The sequence below is a fragment of the Microbacterium sp. MMO-20 genome (assembly GCF_037147735.1).
In the GTDB taxonomy this organism is placed as follows: domain Bacteria; phylum Actinomycetota; class Actinomycetes; order Actinomycetales; family Microbacteriaceae; genus Microbacterium.
In genome coordinates this window covers 44,592-66,558 of record NZ_JBBCUU010000007.1, presented here as the reverse complement: position 1 = coordinate 66,558, position 21,967 = coordinate 44,592, and the positions used below count along the sequence as shown (strand labels likewise).

19 protein-coding genes are annotated in these 21,967 nt (G+C 69.0%); 9 read left to right on the top strand and 10 right to left on the bottom strand.

All coding sequences use genetic code 11. The features are described from left to right. Nucleotides 1-167 precede the first annotated feature (167 nt). From WFI52_RS10285 to WFI52_RS10275, 3 genes are all read left to right on the top strand, one after another. Nucleotides 168-1,247, top strand: coding sequence for a choice-of-anchor L domain-containing protein (locus WFI52_RS10285; RefSeq protein WP_336626400.1), 1,080 nt, complete (start codon nucleotides 168-170; stop codon nucleotides 1,245-1,247). A gap of 167 nt (nucleotides 1,248-1,414) precedes the next feature. Next, nucleotides 1,415-2,356 (top strand): hypothetical protein, encoded by a 942-nt coding sequence (locus WFI52_RS10280; RefSeq protein ID WP_336637409.1) that lies wholly within the window; start codon nucleotides 1,415-1,417, stop codon nucleotides 2,354-2,356. Next, nucleotides 2,353-4,005, top strand: a complete 1,653-nt coding sequence (locus tag WFI52_RS10275; RefSeq protein ID WP_336626402.1) for a glycoside hydrolase family 32 protein — start codon at nucleotides 2,353-2,355, stop codon at nucleotides 4,003-4,005. Before WFI52_RS10280 ends, WFI52_RS10275 begins: the two co-directional genes overlap by 4 nt. Nucleotides 4,006-4,010: 5 nt before the next feature. Here the strand turns inward: WFI52_RS10275 and WFI52_RS10270 are convergent, their stop codons facing one another. The 7 genes from WFI52_RS10270 to WFI52_RS10240 form a co-directional block, all read right to left on the bottom strand. Further along, nucleotides 4,011-5,006: a LacI family DNA-binding transcriptional regulator gene (locus tag WFI52_RS10270; protein ID WP_336626403.1), complete on the bottom strand. Its 996-nt coding sequence runs from the start codon at nucleotides 5,004-5,006 to the stop codon at nucleotides 4,011-4,013. 71 nt (nucleotides 5,007-5,077) lie between these two features. Beyond that, nucleotides 5,078-7,144, bottom strand: coding sequence for a glycoside hydrolase family 32 protein (locus tag WFI52_RS10265; protein ID WP_336626404.1), 2,067 nt, complete (start codon nucleotides 7,142-7,144; stop codon nucleotides 5,078-5,080). 24 nt (nucleotides 7,145-7,168) lie between these two features. Beyond that, on the bottom strand, nucleotides 7,169-8,161 hold the full coding sequence (locus WFI52_RS10260) for a glycosyl hydrolase family 32 (RefSeq protein ID WP_336626405.1): 993 nt from the start codon (nucleotides 8,159-8,161) through the stop codon (nucleotides 7,169-7,171). A 5-nt stretch (nucleotides 8,162-8,166) separates the two neighbouring features. Beyond that, the gene (locus tag WFI52_RS10255; RefSeq protein ID WP_336626406.1) at nucleotides 8,167-9,123 is read right to left on the bottom strand and encodes a carbohydrate ABC transporter permease; all 957 of its coding nucleotides are present in this window, start codon (nucleotides 9,121-9,123) and stop codon (nucleotides 8,167-8,169) included. A gap of 3 nt (nucleotides 9,124-9,126) precedes the next feature. Continuing rightward, a complete protein-coding gene (locus tag WFI52_RS10250) occupies nucleotides 9,127-10,068 on the bottom strand; it encodes a carbohydrate ABC transporter permease (RefSeq protein ID WP_336626407.1) in 942 nt (313 codons plus the stop codon). Between the two features lie 62 nt (nucleotides 10,069-10,130). Further along, nucleotides 10,131-11,426: a sugar ABC transporter substrate-binding protein gene (locus WFI52_RS10245; protein ID WP_336626408.1), complete on the bottom strand. Its 1,296-nt coding sequence runs from the start codon at nucleotides 11,424-11,426 to the stop codon at nucleotides 10,131-10,133. A 33-nt stretch (nucleotides 11,427-11,459) separates the two neighbouring features. Further along, nucleotides 11,460-12,563: a LacI family DNA-binding transcriptional regulator gene (locus WFI52_RS10240; protein ID WP_336626409.1), complete on the bottom strand. Its 1,104-nt coding sequence runs from the start codon at nucleotides 12,561-12,563 to the stop codon at nucleotides 11,460-11,462. Between the two features lie 91 nt (nucleotides 12,564-12,654). Between WFI52_RS10240 and WFI52_RS10235 the strand changes: the two genes are divergently transcribed. The 5 genes from WFI52_RS10235 to WFI52_RS10215 all read left to right on the top strand — a co-directional run bounded on the left by WFI52_RS10235 (nucleotide 12,655) and on the right by WFI52_RS10215 (nucleotide 18,833). Further along, a complete protein-coding gene (locus tag WFI52_RS10235; RefSeq protein WP_336626410.1) occupies nucleotides 12,655-13,545 on the top strand; it encodes a PRD domain-containing protein in 891 nt (296 codons plus the stop codon). Between the two features lie 139 nt (nucleotides 13,546-13,684). Continuing rightward, nucleotides 13,685-15,559, top strand: a complete 1,875-nt coding sequence (locus WFI52_RS10230) for a beta-glucoside-specific PTS transporter subunit IIABC (RefSeq protein ID WP_336626411.1) — start codon at nucleotides 13,685-13,687, stop codon at nucleotides 15,557-15,559. Between the two features lie 99 nt (nucleotides 15,560-15,658). After that, on the top strand, nucleotides 15,659-17,080 hold the full coding sequence (locus tag WFI52_RS10225) for a glycoside hydrolase family 1 protein (RefSeq protein WP_336626412.1): 1,422 nt from the start codon (nucleotides 15,659-15,661) through the stop codon (nucleotides 17,078-17,080). After that, nucleotides 17,077-17,958 carry a Cof-type HAD-IIB family hydrolase gene (locus WFI52_RS10220; protein ID WP_336626413.1) on the top strand — a complete coding sequence of 294 codons (882 nt, stop codon included), beginning with the start codon at nucleotides 17,077-17,079 and terminating at the stop codon, nucleotides 17,956-17,958. Before WFI52_RS10225 ends, WFI52_RS10220 begins: the two co-directional genes overlap by 4 nt. Then, nucleotides 17,955-18,833, top strand: a complete 879-nt coding sequence (locus WFI52_RS10215) for a Cof-type HAD-IIB family hydrolase (RefSeq protein WP_336626414.1) — start codon at nucleotides 17,955-17,957, stop codon at nucleotides 18,831-18,833. Before WFI52_RS10220 ends, WFI52_RS10215 begins: the two co-directional genes overlap by 4 nt. Nucleotides 18,834-18,866: 33 nt before the next feature. On the opposite strand, the gene WFI52_RS10210 is transcribed toward WFI52_RS10215, so the two are convergent. Genes WFI52_RS10210 through WFI52_RS10200 form a run of 3 tightly spaced genes read right to left on the bottom strand, consistent with a single transcriptional unit; the run spans nucleotide 18,867 to nucleotide 21,296 of the window. Next, entirely contained in the window at nucleotides 18,867-19,697 is an 831-nt protein-coding gene (locus WFI52_RS10210) for an SDR family oxidoreductase (protein ID WP_336626415.1), read from the bottom strand. Then, a complete protein-coding gene (locus tag WFI52_RS10205; RefSeq protein WP_336626416.1) occupies nucleotides 19,694-20,488 on the bottom strand; it encodes an enoyl-CoA hydratase/isomerase family protein in 795 nt (264 codons plus the stop codon). The genes WFI52_RS10210 and WFI52_RS10205 overlap by 4 nt, the downstream gene beginning before the upstream one ends. 46 nt (nucleotides 20,489-20,534) lie before the next feature. After that, nucleotides 20,535-21,296: an SDR family NAD(P)-dependent oxidoreductase gene (locus tag WFI52_RS10200; RefSeq protein ID WP_336626417.1), complete on the bottom strand. Its 762-nt coding sequence runs from the start codon at nucleotides 21,294-21,296 to the stop codon at nucleotides 20,535-20,537. Nucleotides 21,297-21,407: 111 nt separating this feature from the next. Between WFI52_RS10200 and WFI52_RS10195 the strand changes: the two genes are divergently transcribed. Continuing rightward, complete coding sequence (locus tag WFI52_RS10195) at nucleotides 21,408-21,953, top strand: hypothetical protein (RefSeq protein ID WP_336637408.1); 546 nt, start codon at nucleotides 21,408-21,410, stop codon at nucleotides 21,951-21,953. The last annotated feature ends 14 nt before the right edge of the window (nucleotides 21,954-21,967 follow it).

The window sequence follows — 21,967 nt, the reverse complement described above, 5'->3', positions numbered from 1 at the left end:
TGACATATCCGCCACGATCATGTTCACTGTGTCGTGGATAGCCTCACCGGCATCCCGTGGTTCGACTCTCCGGGCAATCGCCCACACCGCCCCTCCTCGCATCGACGCGCGCCATCCGGTCCGTGCCGGGGGCGCCGCCGGGCGCACCGACCGCACCAGGGAGTGCCATGTTCCGTTTCCACCCGACGCGTGCCGACCGCCGCGTCCTCGCCGCCGGCGTCGCCGTCGGCATCTTCGCCTCGGCATCTACGCTTGCCGCCTCCACGGCATTCGCCGCCACCGACGTCCAGACGTTCGAGTCCGCGAGCGCGGAATCCGCGGCGCAAAGCCTGATCGGCGCTAATATCACGCTGGTGTCCGCGGCCTTCACCCATGGCCGGCCCGTTCAGGCGGCGATCTTCTCGGGCGCGACCCTCGATCCCGCGATCGGCTCCGGCGTCGCCCTGTCGACGGGCGCCCTACGGGACGCCGACCCCGCGTCGAGCGCCGACGTCGATTTCTCATCGTCGGCACTCGCCGGCCCCAATCGAAAGCTCACCACGACGGGTGACCTCGGCGGTCCAGGCTCGGACGAGTTGACCACCCTCGTCGGGAGCACCACCTACGACGCCGCGCAGCTCGCGCTGACGGTCGTTCCCGCGGGCGACACTCTGTCAATCGTTTATCAGTTCGGGAGCGAAGAGTACGGGGCGTGGGCCGCCAAGGACTACACCGACGCCGTCGGGATCTACGTCGACGGCGAGCTGTGCTCGACGGTGGACGGCCAGCCGGCGGGCATCTCGACCGTCAACGACACGGTCAACTCCGCCTCGTTCGTCTCGAACGTCGACGGGAAGCAGCCCTCCGCCGCGCACGACACCGAGATGAACGGCTTCACGACGGCGCTCACCTGCACTGCCGCGGTCACCCCCGGCACGGAGGCGACGATCGTGGCGGCCGTCGCCGACACGCTGGATGGTCAGCTCGACACGACCCTTCTCCTCGCGAAGGCAGGGATCACCTCTTCTGCCCCCGCGGCCCCTGCGCCGGGCGAGTCCCCCGGCACGAGCCCGTCGCCCGTAACCGGTGCCCCCGCCGGCGCGGCCGCCTCCACGGGCGGCAAGGCGAGCGGCTCGCTCGCCCGTACGGGTGGCGACGCGAACACTGTCGTGGGCGCGATCCTCGCCGGCGCGGCGCTCGCCGCCGCCGGAGCGGGTCTCGTGCTGCGCGCCCGCCGTCGTGGCGCCGAGGCGGTGGAGTCCGAGTGATCCCCGCAGCGGCCCGCCGGCGCACAGCGCGCGTGGGCATCACCTCCGCACTGGTCGCCGGGGCCGTCGCGTCTCTTGCCTGTGGCACCCCCGCGTGGGGTGCCACAGGCACCGATCTCCCGTCCACTGTCGCGACCCGGAGCGCACCCGGAAGCATCGTGTCCGACGTGACGTGGACGCTCCCGGCATCCGCACGCTCCGGCGATAGCCTGCGGCTGTCGCTCCCGGAGCACCCCGCGGGCGTGCTCCGGGACGGCCCCGTCGTCGCTCACAGCGGCGTCATCGTCGGCGTCGCTGCCCTCGACACCGACGGTCAGCTGACTCTCGTTCTGAACGACGCCGCCGACGATCCCGGCAACCGCACTGGAGAGGCCATCGTGACCACCACTGAGACGACGACGCCCGGCGCTCCCGAGTCGTTCTCGTTCCCCGCCGCAGGCCGTCTCGGGGCCGACGACGTTCCAGGGGCGTTCCACGGCATCGCCGACCGGAGCCTCGCGAACAAGTATGGGCTCTGGATCGAGAGCGAACCGGCGACCGTCCGGTGGACGATCGAGACGCCGCGCGGACCGTGGGATGTCATCACGGTCGCCGACGCTGCTCCGGCCGGACAGTCGTTCGACTGCACCGCTGGGGTAAGCGTGCGCTCGACGACCCGGACCGATCCAGGCACCGGGTATCTCATCGATCTCGAGCGCGTGCCGGACGAGCGGGTGAGCGTGACGTGCGGTGAGAGCGAGCTACGCGTGGACGTCACCGCCGTCGGTGACGGCGAGATCGTCGAGGTCGCTTTCGACGGCCTCGTGGAGGGCGGCATCCGGGATGTCGAGAACACCGCGACCGTCACCGGCACACGGATCGGCGCCCCGACGGTGATCCGTCACACCACACTCGAGTCGCTCGTCGCGCCACGGCCCGTCCCGAGCGAGACGACGACGCCGCCCCTGCCGACCGAGACGACGCCCCCGATGCCTGACCGCCTCGCCGCGACCGGCGGCTCCCCCGCCGTCGCAACCGCGGGCGTGACGCTCGCCGCGCTGTGCGCGCTCCTGGGTGCGGCGGCGCTCGGCATCGCCCGACGCGGCCGACACCGCCGGAGCGGCGCATGAGCGACGACCTCCGCCCCCGGCGCACGCGCACGATCGCGGGTCTCGCGATCACGGCTGCGACGATCCTCATCGTCGCAGCCGTGATCATCGTGCTCACCCTCCCCCGCGAGGCCTCACCGACCCCCACTCCGACGCCGTCGGGCCCCACCGCCTCACCCTCGCCCGATGCGCTCAACTTCGACAGGCCAGCCGACTGGTCGGCGTATCGTCCGGGCTTCCACCTCACTCCCGCCGCGCACTGGATCAACGACCCGCAGCGACCGTTCTTCGCGGCGGGCAAGTGGCACCTCTACTACCTCTACAACGCCGACTATCCGCACGGAAACGGAACCGAGTGGTACCACGCGACTTCCGACGACCTCGTCACCTGGCACAACGAGGGCGTCGCGATCGAGAAGTACCGCAACGGCCTGGGCGACATCCTCACCGGAAGCGCCGTCGTCGACGAAACCGGCAGCGCGGGGTTCGGCGCGGGAGCCGTCGTCGCGATCGTCACGCAGCAGGACGACGGCGTCCAGCGCCAGTCCCTCTTCTTCTCCACCGACGGTGGCTACACGTTCCAGGGCTACGAAGGCAACCCGATCATGGAGAACCCCGGCGTCGTCGACTGGCGCGACCCCAAGGTCATCCGCGACGAGACGAACGAGCGGTGGGTGATGGTGCTCGCCGAGGGTCACCGTCTCGGCTTCTACGTCTCCGATGATCTTCGCGACTGGCGCTACGTCTCCGACGTCGCCACCGACCAGTGGGGGCTGTTGGAGTGCCCCGACCTGTTCGAGATGGTCGATCCCCTCTCGGGGCGGCGCACCTGGATCCTCGCGGCGAGCGCCGACGGCGCGCGCGAGGACCGCACGACGGGCCTCGCCTATTGGACCGGCGCATGGGACGGCGAGCGCTTCACCCCGGATGCCGTCGACCCGCTCTGGCTCGACGACGGAGCCGATTTCTACGCCGCCGTCACGTGGGACGACCCCCGCCGTGACGCCGACGCGCGACTCACGGAGCGCTACGCGCTGGGTTGGATCAACAATTGGGCCTACGCCCGCGACCTTCCGACCGACGACTGGCAGGGCGGGGCGCTGTCGGTGACACGCAGCATCTCGCTCGACGAGGTCGACGGCCGGCTCGAACTGCGGTCGCGCCCGATCGATGCACTGCGCGGGCTGGAGGGGGACCCGATGTCGGCCCCCGCGCAGACGATCGCACCGGGCGCGATCGCGCCTCTGTCTGTGCAGCCCGACGCCGTGTCGTACCGCCTGCGCGCATCCGTCGATCGGCGGGATGCCGGGTCGTTCCGCCTGCGCCTGGGAGGAGGCACGGGCGAGGTGACGATCGGCTATGACGCGGCTCAGGGCACCGTGTTCGTCGACCGATCGCACGACGCCCTCGCCGCCGGACTCCCGGAGGCCTACCGCGCCGTGCGCATGAGCGCTCTGCCGCCGGGCGATGTCCTGGACCTCGACATCCTGGTGGACGCGGCCAGTGTCGAGGTGTTCATCGGCGACGACTCAGCCCTCACGATGGCCGTTCACCCCGGCGCGTCGGCGGTCGCCGCCCCGGTCACCTTCGAGGCCGTGGACGCGCCCGTGCGGCTGCGCTCGCTGTCGGTCGCTCCGCTCGCCGTCATCGATCCGCAGCGCGCGGGCTGACGCCCTCAGCTCGTCCAGCCGAGCCGCAGTTCCACGGGGAGCGGCGGCTCGGCTTCGCCCGCCGGCGCCCCTGCGCCGTCGACATCATCGGCGCTCTCGATGCGAGAGACGACCATATCGGCGGCGCGCGCGCCGAGGCGCGCGATGGGCTGCTGCACGGTGGTGAGCCCCGGCATCCCGAGTCGCACCGCCGCCGATCCGTCGTAGCCGACGATCCGCATGTCTGCCGGCACGGAACGACCCGTCTTGTGCGCCCATTCGAGCACCATCAGCGCCGTCAGGTCGTCGGTCGCGAAGACGCCGTCGGCGCCTGTCTCGGCCAACCAGGTTTCGATCAGTGCCCGCCGCTCGGGCAGCGGGGTCGCGTACCCATAGGCACGCACGAGCGGCGAGATACCCCGGGCGCTCACGACCTCGCGGAACGCGGCCGCCCGATCGTTGCCGGCGTGGTCGGTCGCGGTGATGAGCAGGGGGATGCGCGCGCCGCGGGCGAGGAGGTGCTCGGTCCCCAGACGCCCGCCGGCGCGATTGTCACTGCGGACGCTCGGGATATGCGCCCCGATGCGCCGGTCGACCGCGACGATGGGGAGGTCCACCTTCTCGTACCCATCGACATCGCGATTGTGAGTCGACGTGATGATCCCGTCGACGCGGTTCGCTTGGAGGAGGTCGAGGTACTCGGCCTCGCGTCCTGCGTTCTCCTGGCAGTTGCAGAGCATCACCTTGTAGCTCCGCGCCGCGAGCGCGTTCTCGATCGCGGCGACGAGCTCGCCGAAGAAGGGGTCGGCGACCGTGGGCACGATGACGCCGACGATGCCCGACTTGCGACCGATGAGCGAGCGGGCGATGCCGTCCGGGCGATAGCCCAGCTCAGCGATCGCGGCATTGACCCGCGCGCGCACGTCGTCGCTGAGATACCCGCGATTGTTCAGCACGCGCGAGACCGTCGTCACCGAGACGCCGGCGCGCGCGGCGACGTCGTGCAGCTTCGGCCTCGCCATGCCCATCACCCCCGGGTCGATGCGGGCACCGGAAAGACGCCCGCATCGACGCTATCGGATGGATACCGCGGTCATCGCGCTCCGTCGCTCAGCACGATGTGATCGACCATCACGTGCCCCCATGCCCCCGTCGCATCGTCGAGGATCTGGAACTGCGCCGTCCGGCCGGAGAGGTCGCGCACATCCCACGACACCGGCCGCAGCTCCGCAGAGTCGTCACCGGTCGCGGTGCGCACGGGCGCGCCGTCGACGAGGAGCTGCACCGACGTCGCAGGCTCGACGCCGAGCGGATGCCTCCCGCCGGCGATGAGGAAGTGCAGCGTGTCGCGATCGATGATGAACGGCGCCGAGGTGACGACGCCGGTCGCGGCGTCCGTGCCCGCGAACGTGTCGGCGACGCGCCGGCCCACCTGACCGCGGAGGTCAGAGGTGACCGGACCGATCGCGGCGAGATCCCCCGACGCGGTCCACCCCGCCGGCCAGCCACTGCTCTCGAAGTCGGCGAGGACGCGCGCGGGCCGCTGCTGGACGCTGCCGAACTCGGTGATCGTGAGGTCCCGCAGCACGGCGGCTCCGTCGCTCGCGTACAGCGCAAGGCCGCGGTCGGATGCCGGGGCGAACACCTGGCTGGACTGCGTGTACCGTCCGTCGCCGACGAAGAGCTCGATGCTCGTGCGATCCACGAGGATGCGGAGGTCGACGAGGCCATCCGACGAGTCGGCCGTCTCGACGGGTGTGCGGCTCTCGGTCTTGTGCGTCGGTCCCGGATGCCCGGTCTGACCGCGGTTCACGTAGGCGTACGAATCGGTGAGTCCGACATCGGCGTGCCGCGATCCGTCGGCAGACCGCCGCAGCTGCAGCCCGACGTTGGTCGCGGTCTGCCGATCGACGCGGGCGGTGATCTCGTATGCGTCGCCTTCGTAGTCGAGCACACGGAACCCGTCGACGGTCACGTCCCCCAGCCGGAGCGTGCGCGTGGCATGTTCGGCAAGCGCCGCGACCGGGTGCGAGAGGAGGGCATAGCCGGCGCCTCCCGTCCGCGCGAGGCGCAGCTCGCGCGTGATCGAGTCGGTCCCGTTGAATCCGTCGCTCGCCCACGTCGGGGTGTTATGCGCGTAGTCCCAGTTGTTCAGCCACGCGACCGCGTACCGATGGTCGAGGGGTGCCGCGGCGTCCTCCCAGGTCACCGCACCGTACCAGTCGAAGCCGTGATCGAGCCATTGGGGGCGCGGGGCATCGGCGGTGAATCGGATGCCGTCGAAGGCTCCTGTCCAGTACGCGAAGGTGGCCGGCTCGTCGGTCGCGAAGCCGTTGGCGCTGACGCCGAACACCCAGTGCACCGTGCCGTCATCGGCTCGCATGCGGAACAGGTCGGGGCACTCGATCGTGCCGATGCCGGGGTCGACGTATTCGGACTGCCGGGTCCACGAACGGAGGTCCGGCGAGGTGTAGAAGCTCACCCGATCGCGCTCGGCGATGAGGGCGACCCACCGCCCGCGCTCGTCGTCCCACACCACCTTCGGATCACGGAAGTCGCGTCGTCCGTCACCGGGGATGACGGGCTCCTCCCCGTCCGGGCGGAACGTCCGCCCGCCGTCCGTGGAGTACCAGAGGAACTGCGCCTGCTGCCCGGACGCGTCGAGCTTCTGCGCCGCGGTCGGGTGGTCCATCTGCGTGACCAGCATGACAACCGCCCCCGCTCCGAAACCCGCGGTGTTCGCCTGGTCGACGACCGCCGACCCCGACCAGAGGTCGTAGTTCGCGTTCGTGCCCTTCGGCGCCGCGATGCCCTGATCGGCGTACGCAACGGCATCCGCGCTCGTCGCGAGCCGCCACGCGGTGCCGAAGTTCGCCGACGGATCAGCGTCGTAGTCGGCGTTGTACAGGTAGTAGTAGTGCAGCACGCCGTCGATCACCACCGGCCGCTGCGGGTCGTTCTTCCAGTGGTCCGGCACCGTGAAGTGGTACTGCGCTCGCAGACTCGCGGCATCCGCGGAGCCCGGCGGCGTGTCGCCGGTCGGCGGGGATGCCATCGCGCCGACCGGTACGCCGAGCGCCGCCACCGCGCTGGCGATGCCGATCATCGCGATCAGCGCCGCGGCGCGGCGTGGTCGGACGGAGGGGACAGGATGCGTCATCGGATCCTTCTTTCTCGTAGGGCCTCAGGTCGAGGTGGCGGCGACTCCTCGCACGATCGGCTCGGCGGTGTCGTCGTCGGCGGTGAGTCGTCCGTCCCGCCAGGCGACGGGCATCGGGTCCGTCACGCCCCCGACGAACGCGCCGCTGTCGTCGGCGTTGCGGAAGGCGAACAGCAGCCACTGCCCGTCCTCGCGGCGCTGGAGCAGACGCCCCACGTACAGGCGCTCGTCGGTGATCGGGTACGCGGCGTCGATGTCGAACGGTCCGAGCAGGCTCTCCGCAGGCACCACCCACGTGCCGCCTCGGCTGCCCGCTCGCGCCGGGGTCGCGTGTTCGGAGAGGCAGGAGAACAAGAGCACCGGCCGCCCGTCGACGACCTCGACCTGCATCACTTCGAGCTGGCCGAATCCGTCGGCACTCGGCACCGACAGCGGCGGGCGCAGTTCCCACGACCGCAGGTCCGCCGACCAGGCGTGCCCGACGACCCCTCGCCCGAGCACAGGCCCGTCGGACGCGCGGGCGGTCACGAGCATGTGCCAGCCCTCACCGTGCGGGTCGCGGAACACCCACGGGTCGCGGAAGGCCTCGTCGTGCCACGCGCCGGATGCGAGCGTCTCGTACCAGGGACCCTGCGCGCGCAGCGCGGGGCCGGGCTGCTTTGTCCAGGTGATGAGGTCGGTGGAGGTGGCGTACCCGATCGTCTGGACGTTCTTGCCGCCTGCGGCGAGCGTCGACCCGGTGTAGAAGAGGTACCACGTGCCGTCGTCGCCCCGGACGGTCGACCCCGTCCACGTCGCGAGATCGTCGAAGGCTCCGGCGTCGCCGCGAACGAGCGCATCCGGCACCTGCGTCCACGTGACCAGGTCGGTCGAGACCGCGTGGCCGACGGATGCCCGGTAATGGCGCGCGTCCGGATCGTGCAGCGCCCGTGAGGCATAGAGGAAGAAGAGGTGGTACGTGTCGCCGTCGTCGGCGAACCAGTAGTCCCAGACCCAGGAACCGGGAAGATCGAACATGCGCGTTACCCTTTCACGCCGCTCGCAGCGATGCTGCTGACGAACGCGCGCTGGAAGACGAGGAAGACGAGGAGCACGGGGAGGGTGATGAGCGACGTGTACGCCATCACCTCGCCCCAGGCGGTGTTGAGTTGGAAGAAGTACTGCATCCCGACCATGACGGGGCGCAGGCCCTCCTTCTGCACGACCATCAGCGGCCAGAGGTACTGGTTCCAGGCGGGCAGGAAGGTGAGGATCGCGACCGTCGCGAACGCGGGCCCCGACAGCGGGACGATGATCCGGCGGTAGATCGTGAACCAGCTTGCGCCGTCGATGCGCGCGGCCTCGTCGAGTGAGGAGGGAATCGTGGAGAAGTACTGCGCGAACAGGAAGATCGAGAACGCGTTCGCGATGAACGGCACGATCTGCACCTGGTAGGTGTTGAGCCATCCGAAGTCGTACTTGAGGACGCCACCCTCCATGACGAGGGTCGGCAGCTGCGAGACCCAGTAGACCATCGGCACCGCGATCGTCTCGAACGGGACGATGAGGGTCGCGATGATGAGCGCCATCACGACGAGGCGTCCCTTCCAGCGCAGACGCGACAGGGCGAAGCCTGCCATCGAGTTGACGATGAGCCCCAGGCCGACCGTCAGCACGGTGACGAGGACCGAGTTGAACATGAACTGCGCGACGGGCACGCGGTCGAACACCCCGAAGTAGTTGTCCAGGCTGATGTCGCCGACCGGAAGGAATGCCATCGGCGAATTCACGTCCTGCAGGATCTGGCTGTCGGGCTTCAGACTCGAGACGAACATGAACACGAGTGGGAAGAGGAAAGCCACCCCGAACACGGTCATCGCGAGGTAGTAGAACAGCGAACCGATACGCCGGCTGCGGCGCTGGCTGGTCGGGCGCCGACGTGCGGAGGACGGGGCACGCCGAGCCTCACGCGGAGCGACGAGGGTTTGTGTCGCGGTCATGAGTCAGTCCTTGTCTCGCGTGAGGCGGCGCTGGATGAGGGCGATGATGAGCACCGCGACGAAGAAGATCAGCGAGATCGCCGCCGCATAGCCGATCTCCTGCTGCTGGTAGCCCTTGCGGACCGCGTGGTAGACGATCGTGGAGGTCGAGCCGGTCGGGCCTCCTTGTGTCATCACATCGACCTGGACGAAGAGCCCGAGCGCCGCGATGGTGATCGTGATGAGGACGAAGATCATCGTGGGGCGCAGCCCCGGCCACGTGACGCTCGTGAACTGGCGCCACGGGCTCGCTCCGTCCATGCGAGCGGCCTCGTAGAGCTCCTCGGGGATCGTCTGAAGACCCGAGAGCCAGATGATCATGTGGAAGCCGACGGCCTGCCAGATCGACAGAACGATGATCGCGGGCAGTGCCGTGGAGGGATTGTTGAGCCAGTCGACGCTCTGCCATGCCCCGAAGGTCAGGGTGTCGATGAACGAGTTGATGAGCCCGTCCTTCTGGTACATGAACTTCCAGAGGATCGACACGACGACGATCGACGTCACGACCGGGATGAAGAAAATCACCCGGAAGGCAGTGACGCCGCGCATCCGTCGGTTGACGAGCACGGCGAGGAGGAGCCCCAGCCCCGCCTGCACCGGGACCACGACGAGTGCGAACAGGAACGTGTTCCACGCCGACTGCAGAAACATCGGGTCGGCGCCGAACGCGCGGGCGAAGTTGTCGAGCCCGACGAACCGCGGCGGGTTCGGTGAGATGAGGCGTGCGTTCGTGAACGAGAGCCCGAACGCGAGCAGCACCGGGATCACGAGGAACAGGACGAGGAGGAGGGCGGCGGGCGCGATCATCGCGAGGCCCGCCCACGTTTCGCGTCCGCGGGTGGAGCGGAAGCGGTGGAGCGCGCGCCGCGGCTTCTCAGCGGCGACGACGGCGGAAGACACAGTCATGAGAGCTCTTCTCGAGTCGATTCGAGGAGCGGGTGGAGGGGATGCCTCCACCCGCTCCGGTGTTACTTCTTGAACCCGTACCCGTCGTTCGCCTCGATGTTGGCGTCGATCTCGGCGACGGCCTGATCGAGCGAGGACTTCACGTCCGCGCCGTTCATGATGTCTTTCGCCGCTGTTTCGAACGTCGTCGAGATCACCGCGTACGCGGGGGTCTCGGGCCGCAGCACCGCGAACTTCTGAGACAGCTCGACGAAGGGGCGAAGGACGCCTTCATCGCCGAAGTACTTCGACGCCTGGGCCGCCGACTCCGTCGCCGGGATGACGATCTGCTCGTCGGCGAACTGAGTGATGTACTTGTCTTGGAAGCTGAACTCCATGTACTGGCGCGCGCCCTCGGCATCGTTGCACGACTTCGAGATGGCCCACTGCCACGAGCCGCCGCCGATCTTGGGCCCGTTGCCGAGGTCCGGCGGAGGCAGGATGACGAGGTCGTCGCCGACCGCGTCGACGGAGGCCAGCGCGTTCCACACACCCGTGTAGCTCAGCGCCACCTTGTCGTCGACGAACTCCTGGTTGCCGACCGTGCCGTTGGCGTTCGCGTAGCCGTCCTTGAAGAGGTTTTGGAACCACGTGCCCCACGCGACCGCGTCGGCTCCGTTCAGGGCGCCGTCGGCCGTCAGCATCGTGTCGCGGTCGATGAGGTCGCCGCCGAAGCTCTGCAGGAAGGGGGAGTACGCGTACGGCCACCACTCACCCTTGTCCTCGGCACCGATGTCGATCGGCGTGTCGTACCCGGCGGCTTTGAGCGTCGCGAGGGCCGCGGCGAACTCCTGCTCGGTCCACGGCTGGTCGACCGTGGCGATGCGGATGCCGTTCTTCTCGAGCACCGACTTACGCGCGAAGATCGACAGCGCGGCATCCCAGTACCCGGCCGAATAGACCTCGCCGTCCCACTTGCCGACGGCCGTCGGCAGAAGCGAGTCGGTGATCTCGCTCGAGATGCCGAGCGGCTGCAGGTAGCCTGCCCACGCCCAGTTGGGCATGATCGGGCCGTCGAGGTCGAGAAGGCACGGCAGGTCCCCGGATGCCGCCGCCGCGACGACCGCGTCGTTGTAGGCGCCCTGAGGGAACGACTCCTCCACCACTTCGTAGGTGTCCTGCGACGCGTTGAAGTCGGAGATGATCTGCTGATAGACGGCGAGCTCGGCGGGGTTGCCGGCCGAGTGCGTCCACATCGTCAGCTTCGTACGACCGTCTTCGGTCGTGCTCTCCCCCTGACCAGCCTGCCCGCAGGCCGTCAGCGCGAGCACGCCCACGAGCCCCGCCGCAGCGAGGATCGATGCGGATGTGCGCTTCATTGTGGTTTCCTTTTCTTGTGACCGGCGCGCCGGTCACCGTTCGGCGGTCGCCTGCGGCGACCGATCGGTGTGCAGTGAAGTCCGTCGCCGGTTCTGTTTGGCGACTTGCGCCGGCGGCGGGCCCACGGAGTCTCGTCGGATGACGGGACACTCCATCTGGTGCGTGGCATCCTGTCCCTCCACCGCGCGGATGCCGAGCGCGACCTCCATCGCCCAACGGCCCATGTCGTAATGGGGCAGGGCGACGGTGGTGAGGGGAGGGTCCAGTTCGGCGGCGATGAGCTGCTGGTCGTCGTAGCCGATGATCGAGAGGTCGTCGGGGATGCGCAGACCGCGCCGGTGCGCGGCCGTATATGCCCCCGCGGCCATGCGGTCGTTGAAGCAGAACACCGCGGTGGGGCGGCGATCTTCGGGGAGGTCGAGCAGCTGTTCGACGGCGGCGCGCCCGCCCTGCGCTGAGGTCTCGCCGTGCACATGCCACGCCGGGTCGATCGCGATCCCCGCTTGTGCCAGGACCTCCCGGTATCCGTCGAGGCGCAGATCGGCCGCGATCGGCCGGCCCGGACCGGGAAGGGTGTCGACGAAGCCGATGCGCCGGTGCCCGGCCGCCACGAGTTCACGCGCCGCGGCGACGCCACCGGCGCGGTCGTCGGGGACGACGCTGCGATGGCGACCCTCGGACGAAGCGGGCCGACAGTCGAGAAACACCGCGTCGGCGGGCAGATTCTCGGGCACATCGACGATCTGATGCCACATCGCCGCGTAGATCGTCGCGTCGACCTGCTGGGCGCCGAGCGCACGGATCGCCGCCTGTTCGACGCGACGATCGCCGCCCGTGTCGACGAGGATGACGAGTTCGCCGTTGTCGCGCGCGACGTCCTGCGCGCCGGCGAGCATGCGCCCGGCGAAAGGAGTGGTGGCGATCTGGTCGGAGATGATTCCCACCGTGTGGGTGCGCTGCTGGCGAAGGCCGCGCGCGAGTGCGCTGGGCGTGTATCCCACGTCGCGAGCCGCGGCACGCACCCGCTCCCGCGTCTCCTCGGAGATTCGCGACGGGGCATCGTTGAGCACGAGCGACACGGTCGTCACGGAAACGCCCGCCGCGGCCGCGACGTCGGAGATCCGCACCCGTGCCATTCTCATCACTTCCCTGTGATAAATCGATTTAACCTAGCGATGATTATTGAGCACGTTCGCGTGTACGTCAAGCACTCCTAGACTTCTCGGCATGGGCGGCGTCGCAGTGCACAAGGTGCTGAACAACAACGTCGTCATCCAGATCGACGCCTCCGGGCGCGAGCGCGTGCTCATGGGGCGCGGCATCGGCTTCCAGCTGAAGCCGACCGACAGCGTCGACCCGGCCAGGATCGAGAAGACCTTCATCCTCGACGACGGCGCCGACGGAGAGAACGAGCTGCGGCTGCTGGCTGAGGTGCCCTACCCCGTCCTCGAGGCGGTCAGCCGCGCCGTCGATGGCGCAGAGCAGACTCTCGGTCGCGCCCTGGGCCGGGGCTTCACGATCGCCGTGATCGACCACATCCGCTTCGTGCTGGAACGGCTCGACGAGGGGGTGCGCATCCCCTCGACATCGATGCCCGAGCTGCGCGTCCTGCACCCGCACGAGTTCGCCGCGGCATCCGAGATGGCGCGATCCATCTCCACCGCGCTCGAGCGCGATCTGCCTCCCGAAGAGGCTGTCTTCCTCACGATGCACGTGCTCAACGCCACGCGCGACACGCCCAACGGCACAGCGGCTCTCCTCTTCCGCCGCGTGCAGCATGTCGTGTTGACGGTCGAGAACGGGTTGGGCGTCCGCCTCGACACCTCCAGCCCCGACTACGCGCGCTTCGTCCTGCATGTCCAATTTCTCCTGCAGCGGCTCGTCTCACGCACGATGCTGCGGAGCCAGGACACGTCGTTCTTCGAGTTCGCCAAGCACTCCTATCCCGCCTCGTACGAGATCGCGACGGAGGTGAAGGAATACGTGCGGGCCGCGACCGAGTCGGAGCTCACCGACGAGGAGGTGCTCTACCTCATCGTCCACATCGAGAGGTTGAAGACACAGCTCGGCCCCGGAACAACGGACACTGGCGAAAACCTCCAACCGGTGGTAATCTGACCGCAGATCCTCAGGATCGTTACCGCATCCGCGGGCGAAACCTGGACTCATCTCATCGTCACACGATGAACCGAGTCCAGGTTTTTTTGTTGCCCGGGCGTCGTCGCCCGGCGTGTACCGACAGAGAAAGGCGAATCCGATGGCGGATTACGCGAAGACAGCCGCAGACGTCCTGAAGGGCGTCGGCGGCGAAGAGAACGTGACGTCGCTCGTTCACTGCATGACGCGGCTGCGCTTCGTGCTGAAGGACGAGTCGAAGGCGGATGCCGCCGCGATCAAGGCCGTCCCCGGCGTCATCACCACGGCACAGGCCGGTGGTCAGTACCAGGTGGTCATCGGCAACGACGTGCCCGAGGTGTTCGCCGAGATCGGCAAGATCTCCGGCATCGGCGGTGGGGGGTCCGCGGCACAGGCCGGCGGCGAGCCCGAGAACAAGGGGAACCTCTTCAACCGCTTCATCAAGATGATCTCCTCGATCTTCACGCCCGTGCTCTGGGCCCTCGCCGGCACGGGCCTGCTGAAGGCGTTCCTCTCCGCCGCAGCGACGTTTTCGTGGATCGACCCGACGAGCTCGACCTACCTCGTCCTCAACGCACTGTCTGACGCGTTCATCAACTTCCTGCCACTCGCCCTCGCGATCACGGCGGCACGCTACTTCAAGGCGCAGGAGTTCACGTCGCTCGCAATCGCCGGAGCCCTCGTCTATCCGACGATCACGGCGGTGGTCGGCGCCCCCGACCTCACGTTCTTCGGCATCCCGTTCACGATGGTCAGTTACGTTTCGAGCGTCATCCCGATCATCATCATCGTGTGGTTGCAGAGCCATGCTGAGCGGTGGCTCATGAAGGTTCTGCCGAGCGCCGTCAAGCGCTTCGTCACGCCGATGATCGTCGTGCTGGTGGCCGTGCCGCTCGTCTTCGTCGTCGTCGGCCCGATCTCCGACATCGTCGGGCGCGGCATCGGCGGCGCGATCGGCTGGGTCTTCGAGGTCGCACCGTGGCTCGGCGGCGCCCTGATGGGTGGCCTGTGGCAGGTGTTCGTCATCTTCGGCCTGCACTGGGGCCTCGTGCCGCTCTTCCAGGTCGAGTTCCAGACGACGGGCCAGATGCTTCTCATCGCCCCCGTCTTCGCCGCCGTGCTGGCGCAGGCCGCCGCCGTCGCCGGCGTGTGGGTGCGCACGCGCAACAGGAACACGCGCTCCCTCGCTGCGCCCGCGACCATCTCCGGCTTCCTCGCCGGCATCACCGAGCCCGCGATCTACGGCATCAACCTGCCGCTCAAGCGCCCCTTCGCGTTCGGCATCGTCGGCGGCGCGCTCGGCGGCGCGATCATCTCGCTCGGGGGTGTGTTCTCGAAGGCGTTCATCGTCCCGTCGGGCCTGGCGGTCACGGCGCTCCTCGGCAACGGCAACATGGTGATGATGGGCCTCGGCCTCTTGGTCGCGGTCGGCCTCTCCTTCGCACTCACGATCGTGTTCTTCAAGGAGCCCGCGGTCGATGAGACGGTCGAGGTCGCCGGCGCGAACGCCGCCAACGACGTCGCGATCGCCTCGCCGCTCGACGGCACGGTCGTCTCGCTCGGAGAGGTCGGAGATGCCGCCTTCGCCGACGGATCACTCGGCCAGGGCGTCGCGATCCTTCCCCGGTCCGGCGCGGTCTACGCCCCGTTCGACGGCACCGTCGTCGCCGCCTTCCCCACAGGCCACGCGTTCGGCCTGCGCCACGCGGACGGCGCCGAGGTGCTGATCCACGTCGGCCTCGACACCGTCAAGCTGAACGGTCAGCACTTCGACGTGAAGGTCACGAGCGGCCAGCAGGTGAAAGCCGGCGACCTCCTCGTCACCTTCGACGGCGATGCGATCGAGAAGGCCGGATTCGATCTGACCACACCCGTGATCGTGACGAACCCCGACCTCTACCCGCAGGTGTCGGATGCCGCCACCGGCCCCATCACCCACGGCGAGCCCCTGTTCACCGCCGTCTCGGTCGAGTCGGCTCTGACGACCGCCCGCTGACCCGGACGGCACCCGATCCGCCGGGGGCGCGGCGACACCCCGCGCCCCCGGCACCCACCCCGCGCATCGACGACGCAGACACACGAAACGGATGACATCATGAGCACCACCCCGACCGCCTTCCCCGCGACCTTCCTGTGGGGCGGGGCCACCGCGGCGAACCAGCTGGAGGGCGCATACGACGAAGGCGGCAAGGGCCTGTCCGTCCAAGACGTGCTGCCCGACGGCGGCGTCTTCCCCCGGGTCGTGGCACCGACTCCCGCCAACCTCAAACTCGTCGGCATCGACCACTACCACCGCTACGCGGAGGACATCGCCCTCTTCGCCGAGATGGGCTTCAAGACGTACCGCTTCTCGATCGCCTGGAGCCGCATCTTCCCGCTCGGCGACGAGGAGACTCCGAACGAGGAGGGGCTCGCCTTCTACGACCGTCTGCTCGACGAGCTGGAGAAGCACGGCATCGAACCGCTCGTGACGATCTCGCACTACGAGACCCCGCTGCACCTCGCCGAGACCTACGACGGGTGGACCGACCGTCGCCTCATCGGCTTCTACGAGCGCTACGCACGCACGCTCTTCGAGCGCTACGGCGCGCGGGTGAAGTACTGGCTGACGTTCAACGAGATCAACTCGCTGCTGCACGCGCCGTTCATGTCGGGCGGCATCGACACTCCGAAGTCCGGACTCAGCGAGCAGACGCTGTACCAGGCGATGCACCACGAGCTCGTGGCATCCGCCCGCGCCACCCGCATCGCGCGCGAGGTCGCCCCTCACGCGCAGATCGGCTGCATGGTGCTGTCGATGCCGGTGTATCCGCTGACCCCGTCGCCTGCCGACGCGCTCGCCGTCATGGACTTCGACCACTCGAACCTCGTCTACGGCGACGTGCACACGAGCGGCGGCTACCCGGGCTACTTCCTGCGGACGCTCCGCGAAAAGGGCATCGAGCTCGAGATCACCGCCGAGGACCGCGAGGACCTCACCCACACGGTCGACTTCGTCTCGTTCAGCTACTACATGTCCGTCGCGGCATCCGGCGACCCGGCGAAGAACGTGCAGGGTGAGGGCAACATCATGGGCGGCGTGCCGAACCCGACGCTCGAAGCGAGCGAGTGGGGCTGGCAGATCGACCCCGTGGGTCTGCGGATCGTCCTGAACCAGTTCTGGGATCGCTGGCAGAAGCCGCTGTTCATCGTCGAGAACGGGCTCGGCGCCAAAGACCAGCTGGTCGAGGTCGACGGCGTGAAGACGGTCGTCGACGACTACCGCATTGCCTACCTGAACGACCACCTCGTGCAGGTCGGCGAGGCGATCCAGGACGGCGTCGACGTGCTCGGTTACACGACGTGGGGCTGCATCGACCTCGTCTCGGCGTCCACGGCGCAGCTGTCGAAGCGCTACGGGTTCATCTACGTCGACCGGAACGACGACGGCTCGGGTACCCTCGACCGGTTCAAGAAGAAGTCGTTCGACTGGTACGCCGAGGTCATCCGCACGAACGGGGCGTCACTGAAGGCATGATGACCACCCCCACCGCCGCAGCGACCCCCGCGGCCGCGACCACGACTGCCCGACGAGCCGTCTTCCTCGACGTGGACGGCACGATCATGCAGGACGGCCGGTACATTCCGCCGTCGGCGGTGGAGGCCATCCGCGAGGCCCGTGCTCGGGGACACCTCGTGTTCCTGAGCACGGGCCGCGGCATGGCGGAGCTGCAGGGCGAGCTGATGCAGATCGGCTTCGATGGCGCCGTCTCCAACGGCGGCGCGTTCGCGGCGATCGGCGACGAGATCGTCGCGGGCACGCTGTTCTCGCCGGCCGACGTCGCCCGCCTGGAGCGGTACCTCGAAGACACCGGCATCCACGGCTACTTCCAGTCGTTCGACCAGATGTTCGCGACCGAAGCGCTGCCCGCCCTGCTGGCGGCGAAGGTCGACGGCACCGGCATCCCGATGAAGGTCTTCCACGACCCCGCCGACTTCGACCCGGCGCAAATGGCGAAGCTCGTGTTCGTGACCGAAGATCAGGACGCCGCGGCGCGGGCGCTCACCGACCTCGGCACCGACTTCGCTGTCGTCAGCGGCACGATCCCGCTCCCCGGCTGGGCGTCGGGAGAGGTCGCGCCCGCGGGCGTGCACAAGGGTGCGGCGATCCGCGCGATCCTCGATCACCTCGGGATGGATGCCGCGGACGCGATCGGCATCGGCGACAACTGGAACGATGCGGAGATGTTCGAAGTCTGCGGTACGTCCGTCGCGATGGGTAACGCCGCCCCGGGCATCCAGGCGCTCGCCGATCGCGTGACGACCGCGATCGACGACGACGGCATCCTCAACGCCTTCGTCGCGCTCGGCCTCGCCTCCGGCCCACGACGGCGTGCAGGAGAATGGATGACGTGACTTCGCCGGATTCCCCTCAGCGCATCGTGTTCATCGACGTCGACGGGACGATCCTCGAACACGGGACCGTCATCGCCCCGTCGACCGTCACGGCAATCCGCGCGGCGCGGCGGAACGGCCACCTCGTGTATCTGTGCACGGGCCGGTCAGCGGGCGACATCCACCCGTCGGTCCGCGCGATCGGCTTCGACGGCGCGATCACGAACGGCGGCGCCTTCGCCGTGCGGATCGGCGTCGACGGCACCGAGGAGCGCCTCGCCGCGCACCTCATGCCGCGCGCCGCCGTCGACCGGATGATCGAGTACTTCGACGGCCACGGCATCCACTACTTCCTGCAGACCGACGAGGGCGTCTATGCATCGGGCGGTGTCGCGGACATCGCGGAGGACTTCTTCCGTCAGCGTCGCGAGCGGCATGCCGAGGACTTGCGCGCCCTGGGTCTCGACGAGGACGAACCCGCGCCCGTGATCGGATACCGGCCGATCACCGAGGTCGACCTCGATCAGGTCGTCAAGGCGACCTTCATCAGCACGAGTTCCGACACCCTCGACCGCGCCGAAGAAGACCTCGGTGACGCGTTCCACGTGATTCCGGGGTCGATCCCCATGCCCGGCGGTTCGAACGGCGAGATCGCGATGCTCGGCGTCAACAAGGGCTCGGCAATCCGCGAAGTGCTGCAGGCGCTCGGGCGGGATGCCGCGGACACCGTCGGCATCGGCGACAGCTGGAATGACGTCGAGATGTTCGAGGTCGTCGGCACCGCCGTCGCGATGGGCGGTGCCGACCCCGAGCTGCAGGCCAAGGCCGACCTCGTCACGACGGGCGTGCTGGACGACGGCGTGCACGGCGCGCTCGTGCGGCTCGGCCTCGTCTGACCCCGCGCGCCGCCACGCTTCTCGACGCGTCCGTCAGAGGAAGATGTCCGGGAACAGCTCGCTGTCGGGTGTGCCCGGCGTCGCGGCGTAGCCCGAGAAATCGGTGACACCGGCATCCCTCAGCACCTGCTCGACGATGAGGGTCTGCCCCGTGTACTCGCGCGCGGGCTTGACGAGCACCGCGTAGGCCGCATCGGCGTACACCTCGGGGGTGCGGCTCACCTTCATCATGCGGTCGCCACCGAGGGCGAACTGCACGGCCGCGGTCGCGATCGTCGTCTCGGGCCACAGGGTGTTGGCGGCGATCCCGTCCTTCGCGAACTCGGCGGCCATACCGAGGGTCGCCATCGTCATGCCGTACTTCGCGAGCGTGTAGCCCGTGTGGGCGCCGAGCCAGCGCGGGGTGATGTTCAGCGGCGGCGAGAGGGAGAGGATGTGCGGGTTCTCGGCATCCTTCAGGATCGGGACGGCGGCTCGGCTCAGCATGAAGGTGCCGCGGACGTTGACGTCCTGCATGAGGTCGTACTTCTTCGCGGCGAGCTCGAGCGACCCGGAGAGGTCGATGACCGACGCGTTGTTGATGACGATGTCGATGCCGCCGAACTCGCCCTGCGTCTTCAGCACGGCCTCGGTCACGGTGTCGTCGTCGCGGACATCGCCCACGATCGGCAGCGCGTGGCCGCCGGCCTTCTCGATGGCATCCGCGGCCGAATGCACCGTCCCCTCGAGCTTCGGGTGGGGGGTGTCGGTCTTCGCGATGAGCGCGATGTTCGCACCGTCGCGCGCCGCGCGCAGCGCGATCGCGAGCCCGATGCCGCGGCTGCCGCCCGACATGAGAATGGTCTTGCCGGCGAGCGTGGTCATGCGTTCTCCTCGGAGGTGCGGGCGGATGTGCTCTTGCGGGATGCCGCGGCGAATGCCGCGACACGCGCCCGCGCCTGGTCGGTGTCGAACGCAGCACCGATCGTGCGCGCTTCGTCCGAGAGGTTCTGCGCGAACGCGCGCCGCGCGCCCGCGCGCAGGAGGCGCTTCGCCTGACCGAACGCGGCGGTCGCGTTCTCGAGCCAGAAGCGCGCGATCTCGGCGGCGCGCGCACCGGGGTCGTCGGCGACCTCGGTGACGAGGCCCCAGTCGAGTGCGGTGGCGGCGTCGATCGTCTCGTCCTGCAGCAGCAGACGCAGCGCGCGAGTCTGGCCGACCGCCGCAGAAAGGAGCGTCGACACGCCGAGGTCGGGCGTGAGCCCGATGTTGGCGTAGCGACTGACGAACTTCGCGCGCGGGCTCGCAACGACGTAGTCGGCCGTCAGCATGAGCCCGATACCGCCGCCGGCGACCGCGCCGTGCACCGACGCGACGATCGGCTTGTCGGACTCGATGAAGGAGCGAATGCCCTCGTGGATAATCTCCGCCATCGCGGTGACCTCGGACCCGCCCGCTCCGCTCGTGGCCATCTCCAGCACGTCGCCGCCGGCGCAGAAGGCCGGGCCCTCGGCATCCAGCAGCACCGCCCCGACCGTCGGATCCGAGGTCACCTCACGCGCGAGGTCGCGCCAGCGGCCGCCCATCTCGAAACCCATCGCGTTGAGCGATGCCGGGCGGTTGAAGGTCAGGCGCGCGAGCGGGCCCTCGCGGCGGTAGAGGATCGAGTCGGTCATGCGGGGGTCCTTCGTTCGGTGTGCGAGCGGAACGCGGCGCGACCGCTCACTTGGGTGCCATCCGGATCGCGCCGTCGAGACGGATCGTCTCGCCGTTGAGGTAGCCGTTGCGCACGATCTCGAGAACGAGCGACGCGTATTCGTCGGGCCGACCCAGGCGCTGCGGGTACGGCACCTGCTCGCCGAGGCTCGCCTGGGCGGCTTCGGGAAGCCCAGCGAGCATCGGGGTCTCCATGATTCCCGGCGCGATCGTGCAGACGCGGATGCCGTAGCGCGCGAGCTCGCGCGCGATCGGCAGCGTCATCGCGTGGACACCGCCCTTGGATGCCGAATAGGCGGGCTGCCCGATCTGTCCGTCGAACGCGGCGACCGAGGCCGTGTTGACGATGACGCCGCGGTCTCCGCCGTCGGTGGGCTGGGTACGGGCGATCGCCGCGGACGCCTGCCCGATGACGTTGTACGTGCCGATGAGGTTGACGCGGACGATCTTCTCGAAGTGCGCGAGATCGGTCGGCACCCCGTCGCGATCGAGGACCTTGGCGGGCGGGGCGATGCCCGCGCAGTTGACGACGACCCGCAGCGGCCCGGCGGCGCTCGCGGCGGCGACGGCCGCGGCGACCTGCCCCGGGTCGGTGACGTCGGCGGCGGCGAATGCGCCCCCGAGCTCGGCCGCGCGGTCGACGCCGGGCGAGGACGGCAGGTCGACGATCACGACGTGCGCCCCGGCATCCGAGAGTCGCTTCGCGGTCGCGAACCCGAGACCGCTGGCACCGCCGGTGACGAGGGCGGATGCTCCGCTGAGGTCCATGTGTGCTCTCCTTCGAACTCCGCTGCCCAGCCTAAGCGATGGGATCGAGTATCAAAAGTAGAGATACGCAGTGCCAGAGTGATGACGCGTGCGACGACGACAATGGATGGCGTGAGCATCCCCGCCCCCGACGTCCCCGTGCCTGGACGAGTACGGGCACTCGCGCGCGGAGCGGCCGTCAGCCCCGTCTGGGTCAACGGCATCGGAGGCGTGACATACCGCGCCGACGACGGCCGGTACATCAAGGTCGGCCCCCTGCACCGGGAGACCTCGATGTCCGCCGAGGCGGAACGATTGCGCTGGGCGGCGCCGTACACAGCCGTACCCGACGTGCTCGAGGTCGGCGACGACGGTGACGAGGAATGGCTCGTGACGCGGGCGGTGCCGGGGCTCTCCGCCGTGGATCCGCACTGGCTGGCTGAGCCCGAGGTCGCGGTACGCGCGATCGGGGCAGGCCTGCGCGCGCTGCACGACGCCCTCCCCGTCGCCGACTGCCCGTTCGATTGGTCCGTCCGGACGCGGATCGGGAACGCCGCAGCGCGCGGCATCCACGTGCCCGGTGCCCTGCGTTCGCCTCCGCCGATCGACGCGCTCGTCGTCTGTCACGGCGACGAGCCCCGCATGGCCTATTACCGGGACCTCTGGAACGCGACCTGACGGCGGGGCAGGAT